Origin of the sequence: Bacillus sp. M13(2017) (assembly GCF_002218325.1) — a bacterium.
Taxonomy (GTDB): domain Bacteria; phylum Bacillota; class Bacilli; order Bacillales; family Bacillaceae_G; genus Bacillus_A; species Bacillus_A thuringiensis_K.
Genome location: NZ_KZ268509.1, coordinates 152,116 through 172,864, shown reverse-complemented (window position 1 = coordinate 172,864; position 20,749 = coordinate 152,116). Strand labels below are relative to the sequence as shown.

Here is a 20,749-nt window from a genome sequence, read left to right as displayed (position 1 = left end):
ATAGTATATAAATGAAAGAACCTACTCGTATGAGTTGACTCTTTCTCTTTTACAATATTTGATACGCTCTGCAGCAAAAAATATAATTAAATTACTTCCAAACAACACCTCGCCGCTCATATTCCATTCTATATTCAACAGCGGCTGCAATTTTAGGACTTGCGAACTTTTCGATAACCCAAAGAGCTAAATCAATTCCTGAAGTAACTCCTCTTACAGTAATAATATCGCCTTGATCTACAATTCTGTAAGGAAGAAACTCCGCTCCATATTCACTCATTTCACTCTGCGCCAAATGATGCATTGTCGCCTTTTTATCATTTAATATACCGGATGCAGCTAGTAACATACCTCCAGTACAAACTCCCACAACAATCGTTCCTTCGTTGTGCATCTCTCTAATCATTTTAGTCAAAGTACCAAACTCAGCTTCCTTTCGTGCTCCGTGCCCAGCTTTATGATTCCAGCCTCCACCAGGTACAATTAATAAATCTGGGCGATTATCCATTCGTAAAAAATCATGTAGTTTCACCGTAATTCCAAATGAAGTAGTAACTTCTTGTTTCTGTACACTTGATACGAGTTCAACCGTAAATGGAGCCCCTTCTTCTATCGCTCTTTTCAATACTTCAAAAGGTGCAAAGGAGACAAGTTCTCCAAAACCATCAAACAATACAATTTGTATTTTCATTTTTTGAACACCCCATATGCTTTCTTTTTCGCATCCAAAATTAGAATAATAAATGTTATCTACCAATTAACAATGACGACAGTCTTTCTCCTCTTCCTTTATAAACTCTCAAATGTTCTACTAATGCACTCTCGTCACCCATTAGGTTCATCGTCTTTTTAACAAAGTTCCAATTTAAACTACCTGATAACCATAGCAACGAAGAAAGTCTTTCATACTCATTTAAAGTTAAAATGTTATTAGCTCCATACCCTTCTAAAAATGCTCTAGCAACTTTCGGACATACTACATGTGACTCCATTCCTTCTGTCCGGGAATACCACTTTATTAAAAAGGCTAACCCTTCAACGCGGTCAACATAACTAATAGATTCAAAATCCACAATTCCTTTTACCTTTTGACTTGATCCCCATAAAACATTCAAAGGATTTAAATCGGTTTGTACAATAAACTCCAAATTATTCGTATATGCACATTCTATATGACACTTAGCGAGCTCTATATACCCCCGCAATTCCTTACATGTACCACCTTTATTTTCTAATAGCTTTATAAACTCACCATATCCATCTAAATGCGATTTCTTTTGAAAAGTCGAGTTTTGAAATGTACTAGAAATATCATGTATATTTCTTGCTTCCTTTCCAAAAATCTCTGCCATTGTTTCTGTACAATGAGTAATATGCTCCCCTTCAATCCAAGTAGACAATACAAACCGGTACTGTTCATCATTCCAAGTAACAAATGTAAATGACCCTCCCGCCCGATTCTCCTTAATCTGCATAAATGGGATTCCATGCTCTCGTAAATAATACGTAAATCGTACTTGCTCTTTCAATTGTTCATTTGATAATGTCCCAAAAGCTGGATTAGTTGTTCGATCGCCATTCATAAACCGTGCGGAATACCGGTCTCCATTTACGATGATTTTATAATGTAAATCTGTATGCCAACTGTTCTTATGTAATTCTGCTTCCACTATTAGTGGATGAATTTCTTTAAAATAATTTATTACTACATTTCTTATTATGCGTTTCACCCTATTCCCCTTTCATGCAAAAATTCATTCTTGTACTTCCGAATAAAAACCTTTTAAAGTGAGGATTTTTAAGATACACCTAATGTATTCAAATAAAGAATTCTATCCTACTGTGGAGTAATAATAAAGTTATGTAATTTTGCCGCCAAAATTACAATAGCCTTCTATATATGTAGATGAAAGAAGGCTACTAAATCTTTTTAAAAATCTAGTTATTTCATAGTGAATGTATTATTGATTAAATAATACATTTGTTTAATACAAGTACTAAATAAGAAAAATGAAGCGTCATAATGCAATTAACAAATTGAGGATTTTCATTTAAACTTTATAAAACTCAAATGTATTTTTTTCTAAACATATTGTTTCATCAGAGGTTTTGATAATGATATCAAAACGCTGACTATACGAATGCATAAATACTTCATATTGAATCCGGCGTTCTTCATGAGACTGCCTTAAATAATTTATATCGGCTCCCCTTTCAGCTATATCCCGGCTTGATCTTCTCATTAGTTCCGTTTCGCCATCTGTATAAAAATAAATTTTCAAATCAAATAAATCAGGATTAATAAATGCGGCGCTCATTCCTTCCACAATCGTTACTTTATTTTCCGAAGAAATCAACTTACTTTTCATATAATGCGTATCTATCGTATAAAAATCTAGCCCCGCTCTAACCATATGAATATCTCTTTCTAAAGCTGCCAAATGGTGCGCCGCTGGATGACAAGCTGTCATTTTATAACGATGATTTTCATTTTGATATGTATAGTGAATCACTGCATGCTTGCGGATATCTGAACTAACAATGTAAGGATCTGTATTAATATAATTTACTTCATTTTGATTTAGTAGCTTTACGAGTCTATTAGTAAACGTTGTTTTTCCAGCTGCACCATGTCCTGAAATACCGATAACAATTTGTTCATCTCTCATCTTTAACCAATTTATAATTTCTTGTAACAACTTATCCATCATTCTCCCCCTTGCGCTAATATACTACCCTTTATTTATATATCCAAAAATCCTTTCATTTAATTATACTTAACAAAGGAAAGTTAGTGTGATTATTCATCATACCACCTCTAATTCTAAACAACTTTATTATCTTTTATATGACTTTATTATTTATGAACACCTACATGATTAAATATATTTCTAACTTTATAAACCCAACAGAATATCCTCTGCTTTTCGGTAATTTATGCGAACCAATGCAGTCATAACTATGTACAATAAAAAAAGAGCCAATCCCTATAAAATAGAAGATTGGCTCTTTCCTTTATTTACTCCCCTGTATCAGAAAATCTCTTTATACGTTCTCCAATTTCATCGCGAACACGTTGAAATTCAGACCATTCTTTTCCTGCTGGGTCATCAAATCCCCAGTGAACACGATTCACATGTTTTGGTGTAGACGGACAAACAGAATCTGCATGACTACAAAGGGTAACGACTAAATCAGCATTATTTAAAATATTTATATCAATCATATCCGAAGTTTGATTTGTTATATCAATATTTACTTCATTCATTGCTTTAATTGCGTTTGGATTTACTCCATGTGCTTCAATTCCTGCAGAATATACATTCCACTTATCACCTAAATATTGTTTGCCCCACGCTTCTGCCATTTGGCTTCGGCATGAATTTCCTGTGCATAAGAAATAGATTGTCTTTTTGTTTTCCATGTTGTTTTCCACCTTTGTTTTTAAATTATACTGGTTGATCATTAAAATATTTACGCTTAAACCAAAAAGCGACGTTTACAAGTGCAATCATTACAGGTACTTCCACTAACGGCCCGATAACAGCTGCAAATGCTGCGCCCGAATGAATACCAAACACACCAACTGCTACAGCAATCGCTAACTCAAAGTTATTACTACCTGCTGTAAATGCTAACGTTGTCGTCACCGGATAGTTTGCACCAATTTTTCTTCCCATAAAGAAAGAAACAAAAAACATTACAATAAAATAGATTAATAACGGAATCGCTATTCTTACTACATCTAATGGTACGCTAACAATCATTTCCCCTTTTAAAGAGAACATAACGATGATTGTAAATAGTAATGCAAGTAATGTAAGTGGACTAATCTTCGGTATAAATACCTTTTCATACCACTGTCTACCTTTTAACTTAACGAGTACAAATCGCGTCAACATACCTGCTATAAAAGGAATTCCCAAATAGATAAACACGGATTTCGCTACTTCTACCATTGTAATATCGACAATAGCCCCTTCAATTCCTAACCATTCTGGAATGACTGTTACAAACACGTATGCATAAACGGAGAAGAATAGCATTTGGAGTACTGAGTTAAAAGCCACTAAACCTGCTGCATACTCTTTATCCCCATCTGCAAGATCGTTCCAAACAATGACCATCGCAATACAACGTGCTAACCCAATCATAATGAGACCAACCATATATTCTGGCTTATCAGGAAGAAAAATAATTGCTAAAACAAACATAAGTACAGGTCCGATAATCCAGTTTTGTACTAAAGATAAAACCAATACTTTTACATCTTTAAATACTCGGCCCATTTCCTCGTAACGAACCTTTGCTAATGGTGGATACATCATGACAATTAAACCAACAGCAAGCGGGATAGACGTCGTTCCAACTTGTAATGTATTTAGTCCGTCTACTACACTAGGAAATACATACCCTAAACCAATCCCAACAGCCATAGCTAGAAAAATCCATAGTGTTAAATATCGATCTAGAAAAGATAAACGTTTCATTTTATTTTCCATCTCCTATTAACAACAAGAATTTTGTTCTACTACGTTAGAAGTCGTGCAACAAGATGACTCTTCTATTTTGTGAACATCACTCTGTGCTTTTGTATAAAAGAATTCCCACTCGTTCCCATCAGGATCCGTTACCCAAAACTTATCTTGAACCGCATAGCAACAAGTTGTATCCATCTCATCACGTGCAAAGAAACCTTCTTTTTCTAATCTTTCTTTATGCAATGTAATCTCTTCAGCTGTATCCACTTGGAAACCGAAATGATTTACTTGGTTTCCCTTCACTTCATCTCTTACGTTCAGCGTGAAGTTAAGTCCTGGCGTCTCTAATAAAAATTTTGCATAATCTATTTTCACCTTAACTGGTGACTCACCAAATACTTTTTCGTAAAATTCAATAGACTTCTCTAAATCCGTAACATTTATACCAACATGAACATATCTCATAACTTATTCCTCCTCTTTATATGTTATTAATCAATTTTTTTTGATTAATACTACAAAATTTTAACAGCAACTACCTTTGCCTGTTTTTCTAAAAATGCAGCACAATTCTTCTGATAATAAATTATTTACTTCCGCATCATTTAAATCATAATAACTCCACGTACCTTTTGTTTCTTTTACAATTAAACCTGCATCTAATAAAATCTTTAAATGATAGGACAACTTAGATTGCGTCATTTCAAAAATCTCTGCTAAATCACATACACAAGTCTGGCCTCGCTGGCAAAGTTCATACATAATCTCTAAACGCTTTTGATCCGCTAATGCTTTAAATTTTTTCTCATAGAGCTGAAAATCTTGTGCCATTTTAGTCCCCTCTCCCTTCATCAAATTTTTTTGATGTTTATAGTATATATGTAGTTTAGCTCTTTATGCAACTAATTAATCAATTTTTTTTGATTAATATATTCTTCTCTTCTTTCCCTTAACAGAACTTTTAAGTTATCAAATTACAAAATGCCCTGCATAACAGGGCTATTTTGTAGAATTATGTATGTTTGTATTTGAAATCATACGAAATACTTTCACATAGAAAACTGCACTAACAAGGGTACAAAGTAATATAATTCCGAACACAACAATTGGAGATAGCCATGTAGAAAATACAATCATTATTGGTGCAATAAAACGCCCAATGGTAAATTGTAAATTAGATGCTGCCATATACTGTCCTCTAGAATTTTCAGGTGCATATTTACTGACGAAACTATGTACAACTGGCGAACGAATCAATTCCCCAATAGTTAATATTGCCATAAAGCCAAATAGTAGCCATATATTCGTTGTTAACCCTATTAAAAACATACCCATTCCAAATAATATATTAGAGACAATTAAAACGTTTCGGTCGCTCCAATTCTCAAAATATTTTGCAACTGGTAAAGAACATAAAACAAACAAAATGCCATTTAACCCCATCATCCATCCGAAAATTTCAGTATTACTCAAAGAGAATGAACCAGTACTCCATGAGAAAAGAGATTGAGTTGGTACAAATTCCTTTACATATAATGCAAGATAAAGATCTAGCTGCATGAAAGCTATCATAATCAAAACTCCCGCAAATATGTAAAGAGAGAAAATTTTATCACTAAAAATTTTCATATAATTATTCCATTGTTCTTTAAAGATTTTTGATATTGGATTGTTATCTCCATCATTTTTAGAAGCTTCGGGAAGCGTTTCTCTAATTATGAAATAGATTGCTATAAAATAAATAAATGTAACAATTGTACAAGTCCATAACAATTCACTTCGATAATGAAAGAAGAAAAATGAACCTAACACTGGTCCAAATACAGCACCAATATTATTTGCTGTAACAAAAGTGGCAAAGACCACCCTTCTATCCTTTTCTGGCACTATATCAGCTATCATTGCAGAACTTGCTGGACTGTATATTGCCCCGCTAATTCCAATACCGATATAGGCTAAATAATTAATCCAATGTGAATGAGATAAAGCAAAAACTGCAAACATTGCTACTTGTATGATTGTGCCTAATAGCATGACAGGTCGACGCCCTAATCGATCAGCTAAATATCCACCTAACAAATTACCTATTATGCCTACAAGAGGTATAATTGCCATTAAAATTCCGCCAATTGCTTTACCAAAAGCATCGCTATAGTATATTGCCATAAACGGAAAATACATCCAAAACAATGTATTGAACATAGTTTCGCCAATCAATCTAGTTTTTAAATTTCTGTCCCAAGATAACCATTTCAACGTAATACATCCCCTATTTTAACTTTTCAAATATTCACTATACATTCTATAAACTGTCAGTCCAAGGGAAATATAATAACATAAATTGAATTTATTTTACAAATTAATATAGAAATATAAATTTTAATTACAACACATTCTCTAGTTATTATCCTTTAATGCAATTCGAACTCACAGATCACCGTTACTATTAAACTAGACTAGACCAGATTCAAGATATCACTAAAGAAATAAATGATTCATAAATAGAAAAGAACATTGATTTTTCAATGTTCTTTTCTATTATTTCTGCATATGAATTAGATTTATATTCGAAAAAGCGCCTTACCCTTGATTCCTCTGCACCTCTTTAAACTCCTCCTTCACCTTATCTAACAATCCTTCTTCCGTAATTAATCGATACGCCGTATTTGCTAGTGCTTTTGCTGATGTAATTAACGCTTTGTCTCCAAGTTCTGAACGTGCTGCTTCTCTAAATTCATTCGTATGTGCAATTAAATCGTCTGGACCAATTTTAATGTACGGATGAATGGTCGGTACGACTTGACTTACGTTTCCTGCGTCTGTTGAGCCGATGCCAAATCTTTCTTTCCGATTTACGTCTTCACCTTGTAATTCTAGCTCTTCGGCTACGACTTCATTAAATGTTTTTGTTACGAGTAGTTCATCGATTTCATTTTGGAATTGATGAATTTTCACTTTCGTACCTGTTGCTAATGCTGCTCCCTCTGCGATATTTCTTACTTTCTCTGTTATTTCCGCACATCTTTTTCTCGTTGCTGCGCGGATGAAGAATCTTGCTGCAGCGTAGTCAGGAATAATGTTAGGTGCTTTTCCGCCCTCAGTAATAACGCCATGAATTTTCACATCTGACGGAAGTTGTTGGCGAAGTGCGTTAATGCTGTTATACAGCTGAATGACCGCATCTAATGCGTTAATTCCTTCTTCTGGTGAAGCTGCGGCGTGAGCTGTTTTTCCGTAAAAATGAAAATCAAGTGGATCGACTGCTAGTGATGGACTCGTTGTCGCTGTTTTTCCGCTCGGATGAATCATAAGTGCCGCATCAATATCTTTAAATAAACCAGCCTTTACATAACTCGCTTTTGCACTACCGTTTGGTCCTCCTTCTTCAGCTGGTGTTCCAAACACGACAACTTCTCCCCCAATTTCTTCAAGCGTTTCTGATAATGCGATTGCTGCCGCAACGCTAATTGTGCCAATTAAATTGTGACCACACGCATGACCAAGTCCTGGTAAAGCATCATACTCAGCTAAAAATGCGATAACTGGTCCTTGTTTTCCTGAGCTTTTTCGCGCAATAAAACCTGTTTCATGTCCAGCTATATTGTGCTGCAACTGAAACCCTGCGCTCCCTAGCAATAAACTTAACGTTCTTGATGCGTAAAACTCTTGGTTACCTATCTCCGGATTCGCATGAATATCATGACTTGTTTCTATGTACTTTTCCTTATTTCTTTCAATACTCTCTTCGATTGTTTTTCTTTGTGACGTTACTCCAGTAGCTCCCATTTTTCTTCCCCCTTATATTTTCACATAAAAAAGCCTCTTTCTAAAAGATAGAAAGAGGCTTCTGCATATACAGTCAAAATGAGCTTCTTTCTTATCTTTCAAGTTACCTTGCTGGAATTGGCACAGTATTCATAATGAATCCGCTGCCGAGGTGTCATAGGGCCAGTCCCTCAACCTCTCGTGATAAGAATTTTCATAAAATTATATTAAATTACATTCATTCTAAGTTCATTCCGATTAAAAGTCAAGGAATTCCTATCCGAATTTACCGAATATCTAAAAATCCTTTTAATACACCAATTGTTTCTGGTGCTTGCAGTCTTGCACATACGTACGGAAATTCCGTACTACCTTCAAACATCATTTGAGATGTAAGCGGTGCACCTGCCCAGAAGATTTCATCATCAATTACTAAGAATGGGAATGCTTTATTTTGTCTTTGTAACTTTACATTTTTCAGTGGAACTGGTCCATCACTATAAACTGTTATTTGCGCATTTGTACGCATTAACGCTTGCCATACTCGCTTATCCACTTGTTTTGTACTTGGAAGTGAAATAATAATTTTTCGTTTTGCGGCTAAAATATCTTTTAATAACCCTTTCGTTTCCTCAAGATTCATTTCCATAAACCAGCGTAAACGTTTCGAAATTTTCCGTTCCCACAATTGTCTTGATGTCGTGCGATCATACACATCTCCGTGACGTTCTATATGAGCTGTTAATTGTGATAATGCTTGTTTTCTCGAAAGGTTTTTACGCATATAATGGCAATCTGATAATTGAATGAACTTCCCTCTCGCCCTTGTCACTGCTACATTGACGAGGCGATGGTTTTTGTGATCAAAGAATAATACGCCAGGTCGTTCTTGCGGATAACTGTCAACCGTATCAAAGATCATCATATCTCTTTCAGAACCTTGGAACTTATGAACTGTTGCCGCTAATACTGGTATGTTTTGATATTTCGTTCTCTGCAACATTTCTCTAATACACGTCGATAAAAAGCGTGACTGCGCCCTGTAAGGTGTCACAACACCAATCGATTGAACACCATCTAACAATCCGATTAACATCATTTGCATTGCTACTAAACCAGACATAATGTTAAAACGTGAACCAGATGCAGCGTCTTTTAACGAAAAGGCTCCCATTTGGCTCGTATCGAATAAAACACTCGCCTCATTTGCGAACGGCTGCAATTGCGCAAGTTCTTTACGCTCTGAAACAGACGGATGATCGTATACTCTATTTTTATAAATAAACGAATTCGTAAACTTCGATATATCCGCATGCATACGTCTTTGTTCCTGCAACATAAATAGGTTCGGATGTGCTTCTGATTTATTAACAGACTCAACAATCCCAGCATGGTAAAACATATCTTCCCCGAGCCATTTGCGAACAAGTTCATGGTTCGCCATCGCAATTGGAGGTAATTGTAAAAAGTCGCCACAAACGACGATACGTTTTCCAAGTGAAGCAGCTAATGCGATTTGCGGAACATATGCCATACTCACTTCATCTACGACAACTAAATCAAATGTACGCTCATAAATCAGTGAATCAATGGCACATTTCGATAAAGTCGCGCCGATTACTTTCGCATTTTCAATGTATTCTTTTTCTACTTCTTTAATTTTTGCTTTTTGCTTTCGAAGATCACTTTCAATCTCTTGTATACGCTTCTTATCAGCAGAAGTCGCTTTATATGATAAAATCTTTTCTCGAAGATCTTGTCGTGTTTCCTCTAAATAGAGTCTTTCTTCTCCCCAAGATCCGTTCGTCGTTTCAACTAACTTCGACGCAAGTAACGTTTCATGATTTCGTATATGTTCATGTTGGCTATAACCGTAACGAACAATTTCGCCAGGTGTCCATTTCTTTTTCTTCTCAATTTGCTTCGTGACTTCACTCATTAATACGTCTACTGCCGCATTACTATGAGCTAATACAAGTACCGATTTTCCTTTTTGATAATGTGCCGAAATAATACGTGATAAATTGTAAGACTTCCCTGTTCCAGGCGGTCCCCACACGTACGTCGTCGGATTGTAAAATGAACGATACGCCAATTCATTTTTCGGATTTTTCATCTTCTCAATATGCTTCGGACTACTCGTCCCGTCAACAAGACGCTTTATACGATTACGTTTTAACTTATCTTTACGCGCTTCTTTCAATCGCTCTTGCAGTTGCTCTAACAATTGCCACGGTTCACTGTATAAAACAGCTTCTCGTATTTCACCTTGTATATAATCATTTAATTTCAATTCTATTTCTAATCCATGTACAGATAATACTTCTCCTGTCGCTTCCTCACCATCGAACTCAATTCGAATTGGTGAACCTTCCGGTAAACTTACTTCCGAAATAAGCTGAAATACATATACTGTACTTTCATAATCTGTATATAAAAAACGACCGTTCATGATAGAAATTTTACTACCACCTATCGTTTTCCAATGCTTAATTTCATACGCTAATGCATAATGCCACTCTTTCATCGTTTCCGATAATGAAGGAGTTTGAGTAGGTGTATTCATCGTATAATCTCCTTCCTTCTCCCCAAACATACTTTCTCACTATACCATATAACACGCTAAAATTTGTAAGGTTTTTATCTTGCTTATTTTCTTAATTTTCAATAATATATTGTATATAATTTTCAGAAAGAAGGAATCTACATGTCAGTTAGAAGAATTGAACACGTCGGACTTATGGTCGCAAACTTAGAAACATCTATTTCATTTTATGAAGAAGTAGTTGGCTTACAGCTCATTAAACGTATGGGACACCCGAATCCAGACTTAAAACTCGCTTTTTTAGGTGTGGAAGAATCAAAGGAAACGATACTAGAACTCATTGAAGGTTATAACTCTTCTCTTCCGGCAGAAGGAAAAGTACATCACATTTGCTTTAAAGTAGATTCATTAGAGAATGAAATCGAAAGAATACAGAAACATAAAGTAACCTTTTTACTAGGAGAAGAAATCGAAACATTACCAGATGGAACACGTTACATATTCTTCGCTGGTCCTGATGGAGAATGGATTGAGTTTTTTGAAACTGAGAGATAAAGCAAACCTTTATTTTGCGGAATAGAAAAAGAACCGGAATTACGGTCCTTGTTTTTAACCAGTAACAATGAAACATACCTCCAACCTAAGAATTTACCAAGATTAAAAATACAATCATTTTGTTAGGAGGAGAGAATGGGAAATACAGTCTTTATTCTTGTTTTTTGGATACTGATACTATTTCCAATCCTTTATGTCATCAAGATAAAGGATTGGAATATAAAAACAGCTGCCTTATTTGTTGGAAGGATTCTATTAAGTATTGTCTATTTTATAAATGGAATGGTATTAGGTCTGCAACGAAATTGGGTAGAACCTCCCTATGAAACAGAATGGGATTTCTTTGTAAAGTCTTTACTAAACGGAAAAACTGATGCACTTATACACTTGTTACTTCTAATTATTATCATTACTTTGGATCTATTCATTACATTTTATTATATTAATAAAAAGAAATAGGATATTCTCTCCTATTTCTTTTTTATGAGTAGCGCCATATCGCTATCAAACTAATGTTTTACGCTGCCCCTAAACAATAATTTTTAACATTTTTACTCTGGGGATGTCAATTTTACTATTTTTGGGGTATTTTTTTTTACTAGCTTGATGGACATGGGGTTAATTTATTTTCTTAGGCTGATAGGCATGTGGTGCTATCCCATTGCTATTAAGGTAAGAATTTAAGTGTAATATCATTTAAGGTAATACTTAAGATACAAATAAAATATCTTTTCCATGTCGCACTGTTTTATTGAAGTCTATCCCGAGTTGTAGCTAGTTCAATGCGACTGTAAATTCGGAGTTCGGTGCGCCAGCAAATACAACGGTTCCGTTCTCTGGTAGTTTCACTTTGTTATTATCACTAACGACGGTAAAATTGACGCATACTCCATTCTCATCATACACCGCGAATGAACTTCCTGATGACAACTCCACATTCATCGTTTTCCCTGCTGCCTCTTGCGGGACCGTAAACCATTTCGCATGCCCATTTTTTTGCAATGTAACTTTCGATAATTGACCTGTATCAAGGGGTTTTACGTTAGATTCACTGACGTATAAAAAGCTGGACATCTCCATATATTCAGTACCATCCTCTGTATAGAAATGGGCTTCCTTTGTATCCCGCCCATTCATCACAGGAATTTGAATTTGATGCGTCGCCGTATTCGGACCTGTAATTTTTTTGCCGTCCCAATATCCATCCTTGATCGTAATTTGTGTGTTAAGAGGCATTAGTTGTCCTAGATAGTTCATAGAATTAAATTTTTCGTTAACGAGATAGAACTTGCCACCCTCGCGCTTCGCCCATGCAGCAGCTGTTTTCTTCGGTAACACATTGTTTTCTAATTTCTGGGCTAAATAGTGAGTCAGCACATTTTGCCCCAATCCCGGTGATAATTCATATGTGCTCTCTCTCAAATAAACTTTTCCATTCTTCTCTGTGACGAAGTTAAGCTTGGAAGTACCCTTCTCATTTATAAAGCTCCCATCCGCCGTATATACATATTTTTCTTCCGGTTTAGTTGGTAAAAACAGTTCTCCCTTCTTCGTAATTTCTATTTTGAAATGGCTATAGCTATTTCCATAAAATCCTGCTTTTTTTACCACGTCTTGAGGCACTTTAGCCTTGTCAGGCTTGCCGAAGGATTTATCTGGCTTTATATCCTTAATTGTCCCTTTCTCTTTAAGCCTAGCTAGCAGTAATTTATTTGCCAACAGTTGATTTGTCATGCTGCCGCCGCCGGAGGACAATACAGCTGCTGCCATCTTCTGTTCTGGAAGCACGACCAATGTAGCATGTTGCAGTATCGTATCCCCACCCTTAGTCAACGCTTTTATCCCATATTCACTGAATGGGTATAGTTTCACACTATCCCAGCCAAGTCCATAGTTGAACACATTTCCGCTATCTTCCGACCACATTCCTTTTTTATATTCTTCTTGTTCCATCGCCTTGACTGCTTTATTAGAGAGAATTTCTTTCCCCTGTCCCATAAATATTTGTGAGAATCGCACCACATCTTCTGCAGTAGAAGAGATTCCTCCCGTACCAATTAGATTCACCATTTCACTTGGTAGCTGTCCCTGGTATGTCGGAGAATACAGTCCAGCCCGCTTTTCGTCTTCCCATTTGTCTTGCGATGTTATCGTATGATTCAGTTTTAATGGCTCTGTAAACTTTTGATGTAGAAATTCAGTAAAACTCATACCGCTGACTCTTTCTACCAAGATCTCAGCCAGTGTAAAACCGTCATTACAGTATACTGAGAACGCACCAGGGTCTGCCTTCAAGTTTTGGTTGGACAATTGTTGCAATAATATATCATGGGCATAAGCATCATTATCTTTAAATAAAAATGCATTATTGAACGTCGAACCTTGCAAACCCGAGGAGTGATTCAACAGCATACGCGGTGTAATACGCTTATATCGTTTATCTTTCATTTTGAAATCAGGAATATAGCGGGCAACAGGAGCATCCAAATCAACTTTTCCTTCGTCTACCAGTTTCATAACAGCCGCAGCTGTATATACTTTACTGGTTGAACCAATTCCATATAGAGTATCTTTAGTTAGTGGCTCTTTCCCTTCTATGTCGTTCTTACCTGTCTGACCCGACAAAATAAGTTTACCATTATCAATCAGCGCATACTGTACACTAGTCGTCTCATAGGACTTCGTGAGCAGTGCAGCGTTCTCTGCAGCAATCTTCTCCAAATCTTTGCTAGCAACTTCTTGGCTAGATACAACCGGAGTCTTACTGCTAGAAGACGCTATCGCTCCTGTTGGTAGACTCATCGTTAGAGCTAAGGTAGCGGCTAACACTCCAGATAATTTATTTTCCATAAGAAAAATTCCTCCTTAGATAAATGATCGATTTCATCTTTTATTTGTTCAATTACAAACATCACATAAACTACTATTCTGGCTTTATCCCTACTGTCTATATTCAACAAGTAAAATACTTTTAAAAAGCCCAGTATTCTCGGCTCTACCCATACTGTTCAAATTGCCGTCAACATATGCCCCTCCAGCAAAAGTATCAAATCCTAGAATAACATCTGTATGTTCCCATATCGGGACACCGTTAGGAAATATAATTTCATAGATTCCTAGACCATATCCATTGATTCTTCCCTTTCCTGTAGGAACTGTAGTGAGTATTCTGTTCTTTCAGTAATTGCCACCAATAGAATGCTCTTATTACTAGTTTGTTTTTCGTATAAATGTATCCTATTTACCCTCCCTCTTTTACGCTTCTCTATATTTGTATCCTACACAATAAAAATTTCTTTTTTCTTATCCATTTCTTACAATTTCCTTACGTTCAAATCACTTCTATAATTAGATAGGTTTTATTTTAAAATCTCCAGGATAATAAGTGCATATATAATCCCACGATTTTATAGAAGATGGATTAATAACCTTTCATGCACATCTCTGATATTCCCTTAGATTCCACCCTCAACCTTTACCACAGTTCCAACTGGCATCAACACTTCTTCACATTCTTATAAGTGGAAGTCATTATTTCATATTCATCATTGTAAAAAGATAAAACGAGAACTGAAACAGCCCCTAATATAATTGACGTTGTATGAGCTTAGATTGATAGCGACGGGGTACCGCCAGTATTTCGGAAAAAACCACACTAAGGGTATACAAGGTTTTATACAGTTTTTCAGTTAATCCAATAACAGACAAGAACCCTAAAACCGCACCAGGATAGGAAAGTATAAAAAATGCATAGATCCATAGAACAAAAAAAAGACGATTCCCTTGTAAAATTAGGGAACCGTCTTTTTCTTCGCTATCGATAACAAAAATCAAGTACGTAATATTTTATTTGTCGATATTTTTTCAATCTTCATTATCGATTTCTATTGTACCCGTTCTAGCACTAACCTTTAAAATATTTAACAGATTATTAGGTGTCTTAATTTCCACTTCATATTCAAATTTTGATTGTGCTAAGTTGTCATCTTCTAATTCAAATTCTTTTTTCACATTAATAATTTCTCCATTTGTATGAGCTAAAGAAATTTCACGAACTTGTTTCTCTGTGTAGTTTTCATTCTTTTTTGCATAATTGTAACCCATACCATAATATCCACCAATAATAGCAATACCACTTACTAAAATAGCAATTACACTTATAATTATTTTCTTTTTATGTTTTAACATTTTCATCCACTCCTTATTGATTAATCCTCTATTCCAAATCTTGCTTCAAGTGCCTTTTCTGCTTGTTCTAATTGATCTTCCAGTATATCGTATTCTTTTTCTTGCGCTTTATATTGTTCAATCGTTATCGTTCCAGCGTGATAATCTGCTTCTAGCCGATTATCAGATAGATCTATCTTGTCATCCAATTGGTCAATTTCTTTTTTTACTGCTAAGTACGTATTTAATTTTTCTTCTTTTGCTCCAACTGGTTTCGTGTTATTGGCCTTTTCTACAATAGATGTGACTTCGTTTTTGAAATCTTGTGTTTGCTTCGTATCATTCGTAGCGGGCCCTATTTTGTTTGGTTCTTGTTGTAGTTGAGCAACTTCTTTTTGTAATTTATCATTTTCCACTTTCAGTTGTTGCACTTCTGTATTGTTATCAGCTTGAGTAGAACAAGCTGTTAACAATACACAAGATATCGCTCCAATCAGCATCCATTTTCGCATTCTGTTTTCCTCCCTTTACATGTGCACCTTATCCTTGCCTTTATATTACTGAACAAACATTAAAGGAAGATTAATGTACAAAAAATAAAGTGAAGACTTTTACGGGTAGCCCGACTTCCCCTAACTCCCTCGCATTCGCCGAATTTTGAAGGAGGAGTCTTACTGTCCGTTAATGCTGGATAAAATGATATAATTAAATCGTTTCTAATCTTTCTTTAATGTTTTTGAATTATAGTGATACATATTAATAAGAAGAAAAGGAGAATGTTAATGCGAGTTCTTATTGTCGAAGATGAACAAGACTTACAAAATATATTGGTGAAACGATTAAATGCAGAACATTATAGTGTCGATGCATGTGGGAATGGAGAAGATGCCTTGGATTATATAAACATGGCTACCTACGATTTGATTGTCCTTGACATTATGATTCCCGGAATAGATGGTTTACGCGTATTACAAAGATTACGCGCGGACAATAATGCAACTCCTGTCTTGCTTCTTACAGCTAAAGATACAATTGATGATCGCGTAACAGGACTCGACTTAGGTGCGGATGATTATTTAGTAAAGCCGTTTGCTTTTGATGAACTGTTAGCAAGAATTCGAGTGTTAATGCGAAGAAAAACAGGAAATACATCTAATGTGTTTGAAATCGCTGACCTAGTGGTAGATTGCAATATGCATAAAGTAACAAGAGGAGACCAAGTTATCACTCTTTCCAGTAAAGAATTTGCTATTTTAGAATATATGATTCGTAATAAAGAAGTTGTGCTGACACGAGATAAAATTGAGCAACATGTGTGGAATTACGATTATGAAGGTGGCTCGAATATTATTGATGTTTACGTCCGCTATCTTCGTAAAAAAATTGATAGCCAGTTTGAAACGAAGTTAATTCATACAGTGCGAGGAACTGGTTACGTATTGCGAGTAGAATCATGAAAAGACTATCAATAAAAATGAGAGTAACCCTGTGGTATACGGGGCTAATTGTAATTATTATGGCACTCGTGTTAGCTTTTATTTTAACTTCTTCAGATAAAGTTTTGCTTTTTAATATGAAAGATAAATTGAAGAGCACAGTAAAAGAAAGCATGGAAGATATCGAATATAAGCATGGACACTTAAAGATGGACGATGATTTTGAAGCCTTAGAAGATGGCGTAAATATAAGTATTTATAATAAACAAGGTGAGCTGCTAGCAGGAAATAGTCCTACAAACTTTAATAAAAAGGTATCGCTTAAATCCGATGAAATACAAACCATTAAAGACGGTAATAAAGAATGGATTGTATATGATTTTCTCCATAATGGAGGCGACGATGAGCAAGTCTGGATTCGTGGAATAATGACCATGAGCCAATTATCTTCAACGATGAATACACTTATTGTCATAACACTCATCTCATTCCCATTACTTATTCTCATTGCGGCAGCGGGAGGATATTTTATTACGCAAAGAGCGTTTCGACCTGTGCAACAAATGAGTGATTCAGCTAGTAAAATTGGTGATGGTAAAGACCTTTCGAAAAGAATTCATTTACAAGGTTCACCAAAAGATGAAATGTATCATTTAGCCCAAACCTTTGACAAAATGTTCGAGCGATTGGAGACATCATTTGAAAGTGAAAAACAATTTACATCTGACGCATCTCATGAATTAAGAACACCAACATCTGTTATTATTTCGCAATGCGAATACGCTTTATCACAGAGGAATAATCCGAAAGAAATGGAAGAATCGTTAGAAGTCATTTTGAAGCAATCACGTAAAATGTCCGCTCTACTCTCCCAACTCTTATTATTAGCAAGAGCTGACCAAGGAAAACATAATACTTTCCAATTTGAATGTATCAATATGAGTGAATTAACGGAAATCGTCGTAGAAGAGCTCTCATTAATGGTGCAAGAGGCTTCGATTGATATAACAACTCATATAGAGGAAAACCTGTTTATAAAAGCAGATCAAACATTGATGATGCGTTTATTAATGAATTTACTAACGAATGCAATTGCATATAGCAAAGCGAGTGGAACTGTGAATATGCAACTATTCCGTGATGAAACCAACATAATAGGTAAAGTCTCTGATAATGGTATAGGCATCAGCGAGCAACATATTACTAAAATATGGGACCGCTTCTATCGAGTTGACGCAGCACGAACATCTTCAAACATCGGAAACACAGGTTTAGGATTGTCTATGGTAAAATGGATTGTCGAACTACATGGAGGAGAAATTACAGTTGAAAGTGAATTAGGAGAAGGCAGTACTTTTACATTTAAACTACCAATTGAAAAAAGAGCATAATTCATGCGCGTCTGTCGCTTCAAAATAAAGATTGATATTTAAAGGCTCTCTACAATCCTTATGTAAAAATAACTGACGCATTTTAAACATCATCGATTTTATCATTTTGGACAACCTATTCTGTTAAATTGATATACATGCGAAAAAACTATCGAAATAAAACCCCAGAAATCCAACGGTCTCTGGGGCTCCATTATATATTTAGCTCTTTTTGCTTTTTGTTTTGTTTATGTCTATACAGCAATTTTCGGCTTATTAGAGAAATCACTAATAAGGTCAGAATTAATAAGATAAGTTGCATAAATGATAGATCAAAATATTTAGCACCTGTAACGATTAAAAGTGTAGAAATTGTGCCTTTTACAACGAAAAAAATAATAACCCATAATCCGCCTTTTTTCCAGTTCATTTTATATTACCCTTTCCTACATTTAAATTCTTAAAAGATTTAATGATAGTTCTTAAATGTGACAACTTAATAGAAATCTATTATATTAACAAAAAATTCATGTCTAATTAAATGCGACGATTCTATATTAAGTGAAAATGATATTCATTGTCAATTTTATTGACTATTTGAATACTTATTCTTAACCTCTTCCTACTTTGTTTCTTATAAGCAATACACTCTTGTATTCAAACAAAAACACCTCCATTGCATTTGCACACTTAGTATGCGAATGCAAGAGGTGTTTTTTCATATACCATCAGGTAAGATTTCCTGCTTTGTTTATTTCTTGATACGTAGCTATTTTTTAGTACACGATAACTGGATCATAAGTGTTCAAACTATCATATACAGTTTTTGCAACATTAGGAAGAAGGTTCACACATCCACCTGATCCTCCTGTTAAATAAGCGTTATTTCCCCAGTCTTTTCGCCAGCCAGCATCGTGGAATCCTTGACCACTATTTGTGAATGGAACCCAGTAATCTACTTTAACCGCATAATCAGCTTTTCCTACTGCGCTACCTCTTAGCGTGTATGGTGTTCGTTTATATAGAACGTACCACACACCTGGTGATGTATCTTCACCAGTACTATGTTTACCAGTTACTACATTTGTTGTAACAACTAATTTTCCATCTTTGTAAATCCAAATTTGTTGCTCTGCAATTGAAACTTCTGCATACGTGTCTCCGATGCCATTATTCGATGTTGTTTTATAACCGATACCTTCCTTCTCCCAACCATTTCCGTGAATATTAGAAGCAGAAAGCGATTTTTCGCCTTTCTCAAAGGCTTGTTGAACTTGTTTAGTTTCTTTTTCAACATCTAGTGCCCAGCCGTATCCTTGTCCTTTTACTGATATGACTGAACCGGAATGAGCTTTAAATGAGAAATCTTTATTTAATGTTGATTTGGCATTATTAATTTCAGTAATTTTCTTCTTAATGTCACTCGCATCAATTGTAACTTTCATATCCTTTGACATAGAGGCATTTTGAATTAAATCTTTTGCTTTTAAAGGATAAACTTCATCCTGCACTTTATACTCAACAGACTGCCCAAGAAGATTCTGTAGTGCTTTCTCCTCTTTTTTGACAATCGGATCGTCTTCTTTAATAGGTTTTATGTATGCAGACTTCAGATGAATTTCGCTTTTATATTTTTGCTTATCATAATCTTTCAGTAGACTAGTAACATCATACTGTTTTCCTTCCACACTTTTCGAAATAACAATTTTCCCTTGTTCTAGCTTCGCCATAGCATCTTGAGGCGCTTTTAATTTCTCATTCATAGAGATGAGCTTTTCTTCCACAAGTTTTTTCATCGTTTCACTACGATACTGATCTGCCTTCTCTGGTAGCAATGAATAATTTTTCCCCTTTGAAGAAGGGAAAAATGTCCACTGGCTTTTTAATAGTTTCTTAATTTGAGGCAAATCTTTTTCCGTAAGTTCCGTTTTTGTATCTTTTTCATCTAAAATTTGTTGTTGATCAACATAGACTTTGTTTGCTAGTCCAGATGTCTTTAATTTTTGTATTGCTTGATCAGCGCTCAGACCACCAACTTTTGTGTCATTAATTGTAACATTCGAATTGAAGTGAGTTGCCTGATAATAACTCATTCCCCCAATAAGAAGTGCAATTACACCAATACCCACTGCGATAAACTTCCAATTTGTATAACGTTTTTTTGATCTTACTCGTTTTTGATCAATTTCTTCAACTGATTCATTTGTTGTATTGTTGTTCATCAATCTTTCCCCCGTATGCATTAACGTCAAACGATTTTCAACTAAAATCATAGACTAGTGTACCTTATTTTTCCTAAAATTTCATTATTTCCGACCACATTTTATCGCAATTTAATGATTAAATTTAGATTTTTTAATAGTACGATGCATTGCACAGCCCTTTACAAGTTATAAAATGAAATTTCAATCAACCGTTATACCAAGGGAA

At 35.2% G+C, this 20,749-nt stretch carries 19 protein-coding genes and 1 riboswitch; of the genes, 4 read left to right on the top strand and 15 right to left on the bottom strand.

Going from position 1 to position 20,749, the window contains the following annotated elements:
- Positions 1-91 precede the first annotated feature (91 nt).
- The 10 genes from CGQ22_RS21360 to CGQ22_RS21315 all read right to left on the bottom strand — a co-directional run bounded on the left by CGQ22_RS21360 (position 92) and on the right by CGQ22_RS21315 (position 10,842).
- Positions 92-691, bottom strand: a complete 600-nt coding sequence (locus CGQ22_RS21360) for a DJ-1/PfpI family protein (RefSeq protein WP_089149284.1) — start codon at positions 689-691, stop codon at positions 92-94.
- Positions 692-746: 55 nt separating this feature from the next.
- Positions 747-1,730, bottom strand: a complete 984-nt coding sequence (locus CGQ22_RS21355) for a phosphotransferase enzyme family protein (RefSeq protein ID WP_139032774.1) — start codon at positions 1,728-1,730, stop codon at positions 747-749.
- 321 nt (positions 1,731-2,051) lie between these two features.
- Positions 2,052-2,708, bottom strand: a complete 657-nt coding sequence (locus CGQ22_RS21350) for a uridine kinase family protein (RefSeq protein ID WP_000359528.1) — start codon at positions 2,706-2,708, stop codon at positions 2,052-2,054.
- A gap of 311 nt (positions 2,709-3,019) precedes the next feature.
- Positions 3,020-3,424 carry an arsenate reductase (thioredoxin) gene (arsC, locus tag CGQ22_RS21345; RefSeq protein WP_000428358.1) on the bottom strand — a complete coding sequence of 135 codons (405 nt, stop codon included), beginning with the start codon at positions 3,422-3,424 and terminating at the stop codon, positions 3,020-3,022.
- A gap of 25 nt (positions 3,425-3,449) precedes the next feature.
- Positions 3,450-4,490: an ACR3 family arsenite efflux transporter gene (gene arsB / locus CGQ22_RS21340; RefSeq protein WP_089149275.1), complete on the bottom strand. Its 1,041-nt coding sequence runs from the start codon at positions 4,488-4,490 to the stop codon at positions 3,450-3,452.
- Positions 4,491-4,508: 18 nt separating this feature from the next.
- Entirely contained in the window at positions 4,509-4,946 is a 438-nt protein-coding gene (locus CGQ22_RS21335; protein ID WP_089149274.1) for an ArsI/CadI family heavy metal resistance metalloenzyme, read from the bottom strand.
- Between the two features lie 60 nt (positions 4,947-5,006).
- Entirely contained in the window at positions 5,007-5,312 is a 306-nt protein-coding gene (gene arsR / locus CGQ22_RS21330; RefSeq protein ID WP_000046013.1) for an arsenical resistance operon transcriptional regulator ArsR, read from the bottom strand.
- Between the two features lie 168 nt (positions 5,313-5,480).
- Positions 5,481-6,737 carry an MDR family MFS transporter gene (locus CGQ22_RS21325; protein ID WP_131250119.1) on the bottom strand — a complete coding sequence of 419 codons (1,257 nt, stop codon included), beginning with the start codon at positions 6,735-6,737 and terminating at the stop codon, positions 5,481-5,483.
- 324 nt (positions 6,738-7,061) lie between these two features.
- Positions 7,062-8,267, bottom strand: a complete 1,206-nt coding sequence (locus tag CGQ22_RS21320; RefSeq protein WP_089149273.1) for a M20 family metallopeptidase — start codon at positions 8,265-8,267, stop codon at positions 7,062-7,064.
- 88 nt (positions 8,268-8,355) lie between these two features.
- Positions 8,356-8,457: riboswitch (SAM riboswitch) on the bottom strand.
- 75 nt (positions 8,458-8,532) lie between these two features.
- On the bottom strand, positions 8,533-10,842 hold the full coding sequence (locus CGQ22_RS21315; protein WP_131250121.1) for an AAA domain-containing protein: 2,310 nt from the start codon (positions 10,840-10,842) through the stop codon (positions 8,533-8,535).
- A 111-nt stretch (positions 10,843-10,953) separates the two neighbouring features.
- Here CGQ22_RS21315 and CGQ22_RS21310 point away from each other — a divergent pair, with 111 nt between their 5' ends.
- Positions 10,954-11,346, top strand: coding sequence for a VOC family protein (locus tag CGQ22_RS21310; RefSeq protein WP_000116337.1), 393 nt, complete (start codon positions 10,954-10,956; stop codon positions 11,344-11,346).
- 135 nt (positions 11,347-11,481) lie between these two features.
- A complete protein-coding gene (locus tag CGQ22_RS21305; protein WP_000528641.1) occupies positions 11,482-11,805 on the top strand; it encodes a hypothetical protein in 324 nt (107 codons plus the stop codon).
- A gap of 315 nt (positions 11,806-12,120) precedes the next feature.
- On the opposite strand, the gene CGQ22_RS21300 is transcribed toward CGQ22_RS21305, so the two are convergent.
- The 3 genes from CGQ22_RS21300 to CGQ22_RS21280 all read right to left on the bottom strand — a co-directional run bounded on the left by CGQ22_RS21300 (position 12,121) and on the right by CGQ22_RS21280 (position 16,025).
- The gene (locus CGQ22_RS21300; RefSeq protein WP_089149272.1) at positions 12,121-14,196 is read right to left on the bottom strand and encodes a serine hydrolase domain-containing protein; all 2,076 of its coding nucleotides are present in this window, start codon (positions 14,194-14,196) and stop codon (positions 12,121-12,123) included.
- 1,014 nt (positions 14,197-15,210) lie between these two features.
- On the bottom strand, positions 15,211-15,534 hold the full coding sequence (locus tag CGQ22_RS21285) for a PepSY domain-containing protein (RefSeq protein ID WP_061884368.1): 324 nt from the start codon (positions 15,532-15,534) through the stop codon (positions 15,211-15,213).
- Positions 15,535-15,554: 20 nt separating this feature from the next.
- Entirely contained in the window at positions 15,555-16,025 is a 471-nt protein-coding gene (locus CGQ22_RS21280; RefSeq protein ID WP_001233661.1) for a SadB/YajI family lipoprotein, read from the bottom strand.
- A 270-nt stretch (positions 16,026-16,295) separates the two neighbouring features.
- Here CGQ22_RS21280 and CGQ22_RS21275 point away from each other — a divergent pair, with 270 nt between their 5' ends.
- Together CGQ22_RS21275 and CGQ22_RS21270 are read left to right on the top strand one after the other, a co-directional pair.
- Complete coding sequence (locus CGQ22_RS21275) at positions 16,296-16,970, top strand: response regulator transcription factor (protein ID WP_001264528.1); 675 nt, start codon at positions 16,296-16,298, stop codon at positions 16,968-16,970.
- Positions 16,967-18,340: a sensor histidine kinase gene (locus CGQ22_RS21270; RefSeq protein ID WP_089149271.1), complete on the top strand. Its 1,374-nt coding sequence runs from the start codon at positions 16,967-16,969 to the stop codon at positions 18,338-18,340. Before CGQ22_RS21275 ends, CGQ22_RS21270 begins: the two co-directional genes overlap by 4 nt.
- 193 nt (positions 18,341-18,533) lie before the next feature.
- On the opposite strand, the gene CGQ22_RS21265 is transcribed toward CGQ22_RS21270, so the two are convergent.
- Positions 18,534-18,749, bottom strand: coding sequence for a hypothetical protein (locus CGQ22_RS21265; RefSeq protein ID WP_001104104.1), 216 nt, complete (start codon positions 18,747-18,749; stop codon positions 18,534-18,536).
- Positions 18,750-19,095: 346 nt separating this feature from the next.
- On the bottom strand, positions 19,096-20,541 hold the full coding sequence (locus CGQ22_RS21260) for a L,D-transpeptidase family protein (RefSeq protein ID WP_139032775.1): 1,446 nt from the start codon (positions 20,539-20,541) through the stop codon (positions 19,096-19,098).
- Positions 20,542-20,749 lie beyond the last annotated feature (208 nt).

Excerpts from the sequence above, each read along its gene's own strand:
- CGQ22_RS21315 (WP_131250121.1), bottom strand. The coding sequence starts at position 10,842 with ATGTTTGGGGAGAAGGAAGGAGATTATACGATGAATACACCTACTCAA.
- CGQ22_RS21310 (WP_000116337.1), top strand. The coding sequence starts at position 10,954 with ATGTCAGTTAGAAGAATTGAACACGTCGGACTTATGGTCGCAAACTTA.
- CGQ22_RS21260 (WP_139032775.1), bottom strand. The coding sequence starts at position 20,541 with ATGAACAACAATACAACAAATGAATCAGTTGAAGAAATTGATCAAAAA.
- arsC (WP_000428358.1), bottom strand. The coding sequence starts at position 3,424 with ATGGAAAACAAAAAGACAATCTATTTCTTATGCACAGGAAATTCATGC.
- CGQ22_RS21335 (WP_089149274.1), bottom strand. The coding sequence starts at position 4,946 with ATGAGATATGTTCATGTTGGTATAAATGTTACGGATTTAGAGAAGTCT.
- CGQ22_RS21360 (WP_089149284.1), bottom strand. The coding sequence starts at position 691 with ATGAAAATACAAATTGTATTGTTTGATGGTTTTGGAGAACTTGTCTCC.
- CGQ22_RS21305 (WP_000528641.1), top strand. The coding sequence starts at position 11,482 with ATGGGAAATACAGTCTTTATTCTTGTTTTTTGGATACTGATACTATTT.
- CGQ22_RS21280 (WP_001233661.1), bottom strand. The coding sequence starts at position 16,025 with ATGCGAAAATGGATGCTGATTGGAGCGATATCTTGTGTATTGTTAACA.
- CGQ22_RS21270 (WP_089149271.1), top strand. The coding sequence starts at position 16,967 with ATGAAAAGACTATCAATAAAAATGAGAGTAACCCTGTGGTATACGGGG.
- CGQ22_RS21350 (WP_000359528.1), bottom strand. The coding sequence starts at position 2,708 with ATGGATAAGTTGTTACAAGAAATTATAAATTGGTTAAAGATGAGAGAT.
- CGQ22_RS21300 (WP_089149272.1), bottom strand. The coding sequence starts at position 14,196 with ATGGAAAATAAATTATCTGGAGTGTTAGCCGCTACCTTAGCTCTAACG.
- CGQ22_RS21285 (WP_061884368.1), bottom strand. The coding sequence starts at position 15,534 with ATGTTAAAACATAAAAAGAAAATAATTATAAGTGTAATTGCTATTTTA.
- CGQ22_RS21320 (WP_089149273.1), bottom strand. The coding sequence starts at position 8,267 with ATGGGAGCTACTGGAGTAACGTCACAAAGAAAAACAATCGAAGAGAGT.
- CGQ22_RS21275 (WP_001264528.1), top strand. The coding sequence starts at position 16,296 with ATGCGAGTTCTTATTGTCGAAGATGAACAAGACTTACAAAATATATTG.
- arsB (WP_089149275.1), bottom strand. The coding sequence starts at position 4,490 with ATGAAACGTTTATCTTTTCTAGATCGATATTTAACACTATGGATTTTT.
- CGQ22_RS21265 (WP_001104104.1), bottom strand. The coding sequence starts at position 18,749 with ATGAACTGGAAAAAAGGCGGATTATGGGTTATTATTTTTTTCGTTGTA.
- arsR (WP_000046013.1), bottom strand. The coding sequence starts at position 5,312 with ATGGCACAAGATTTTCAGCTCTATGAGAAAAAATTTAAAGCATTAGCG.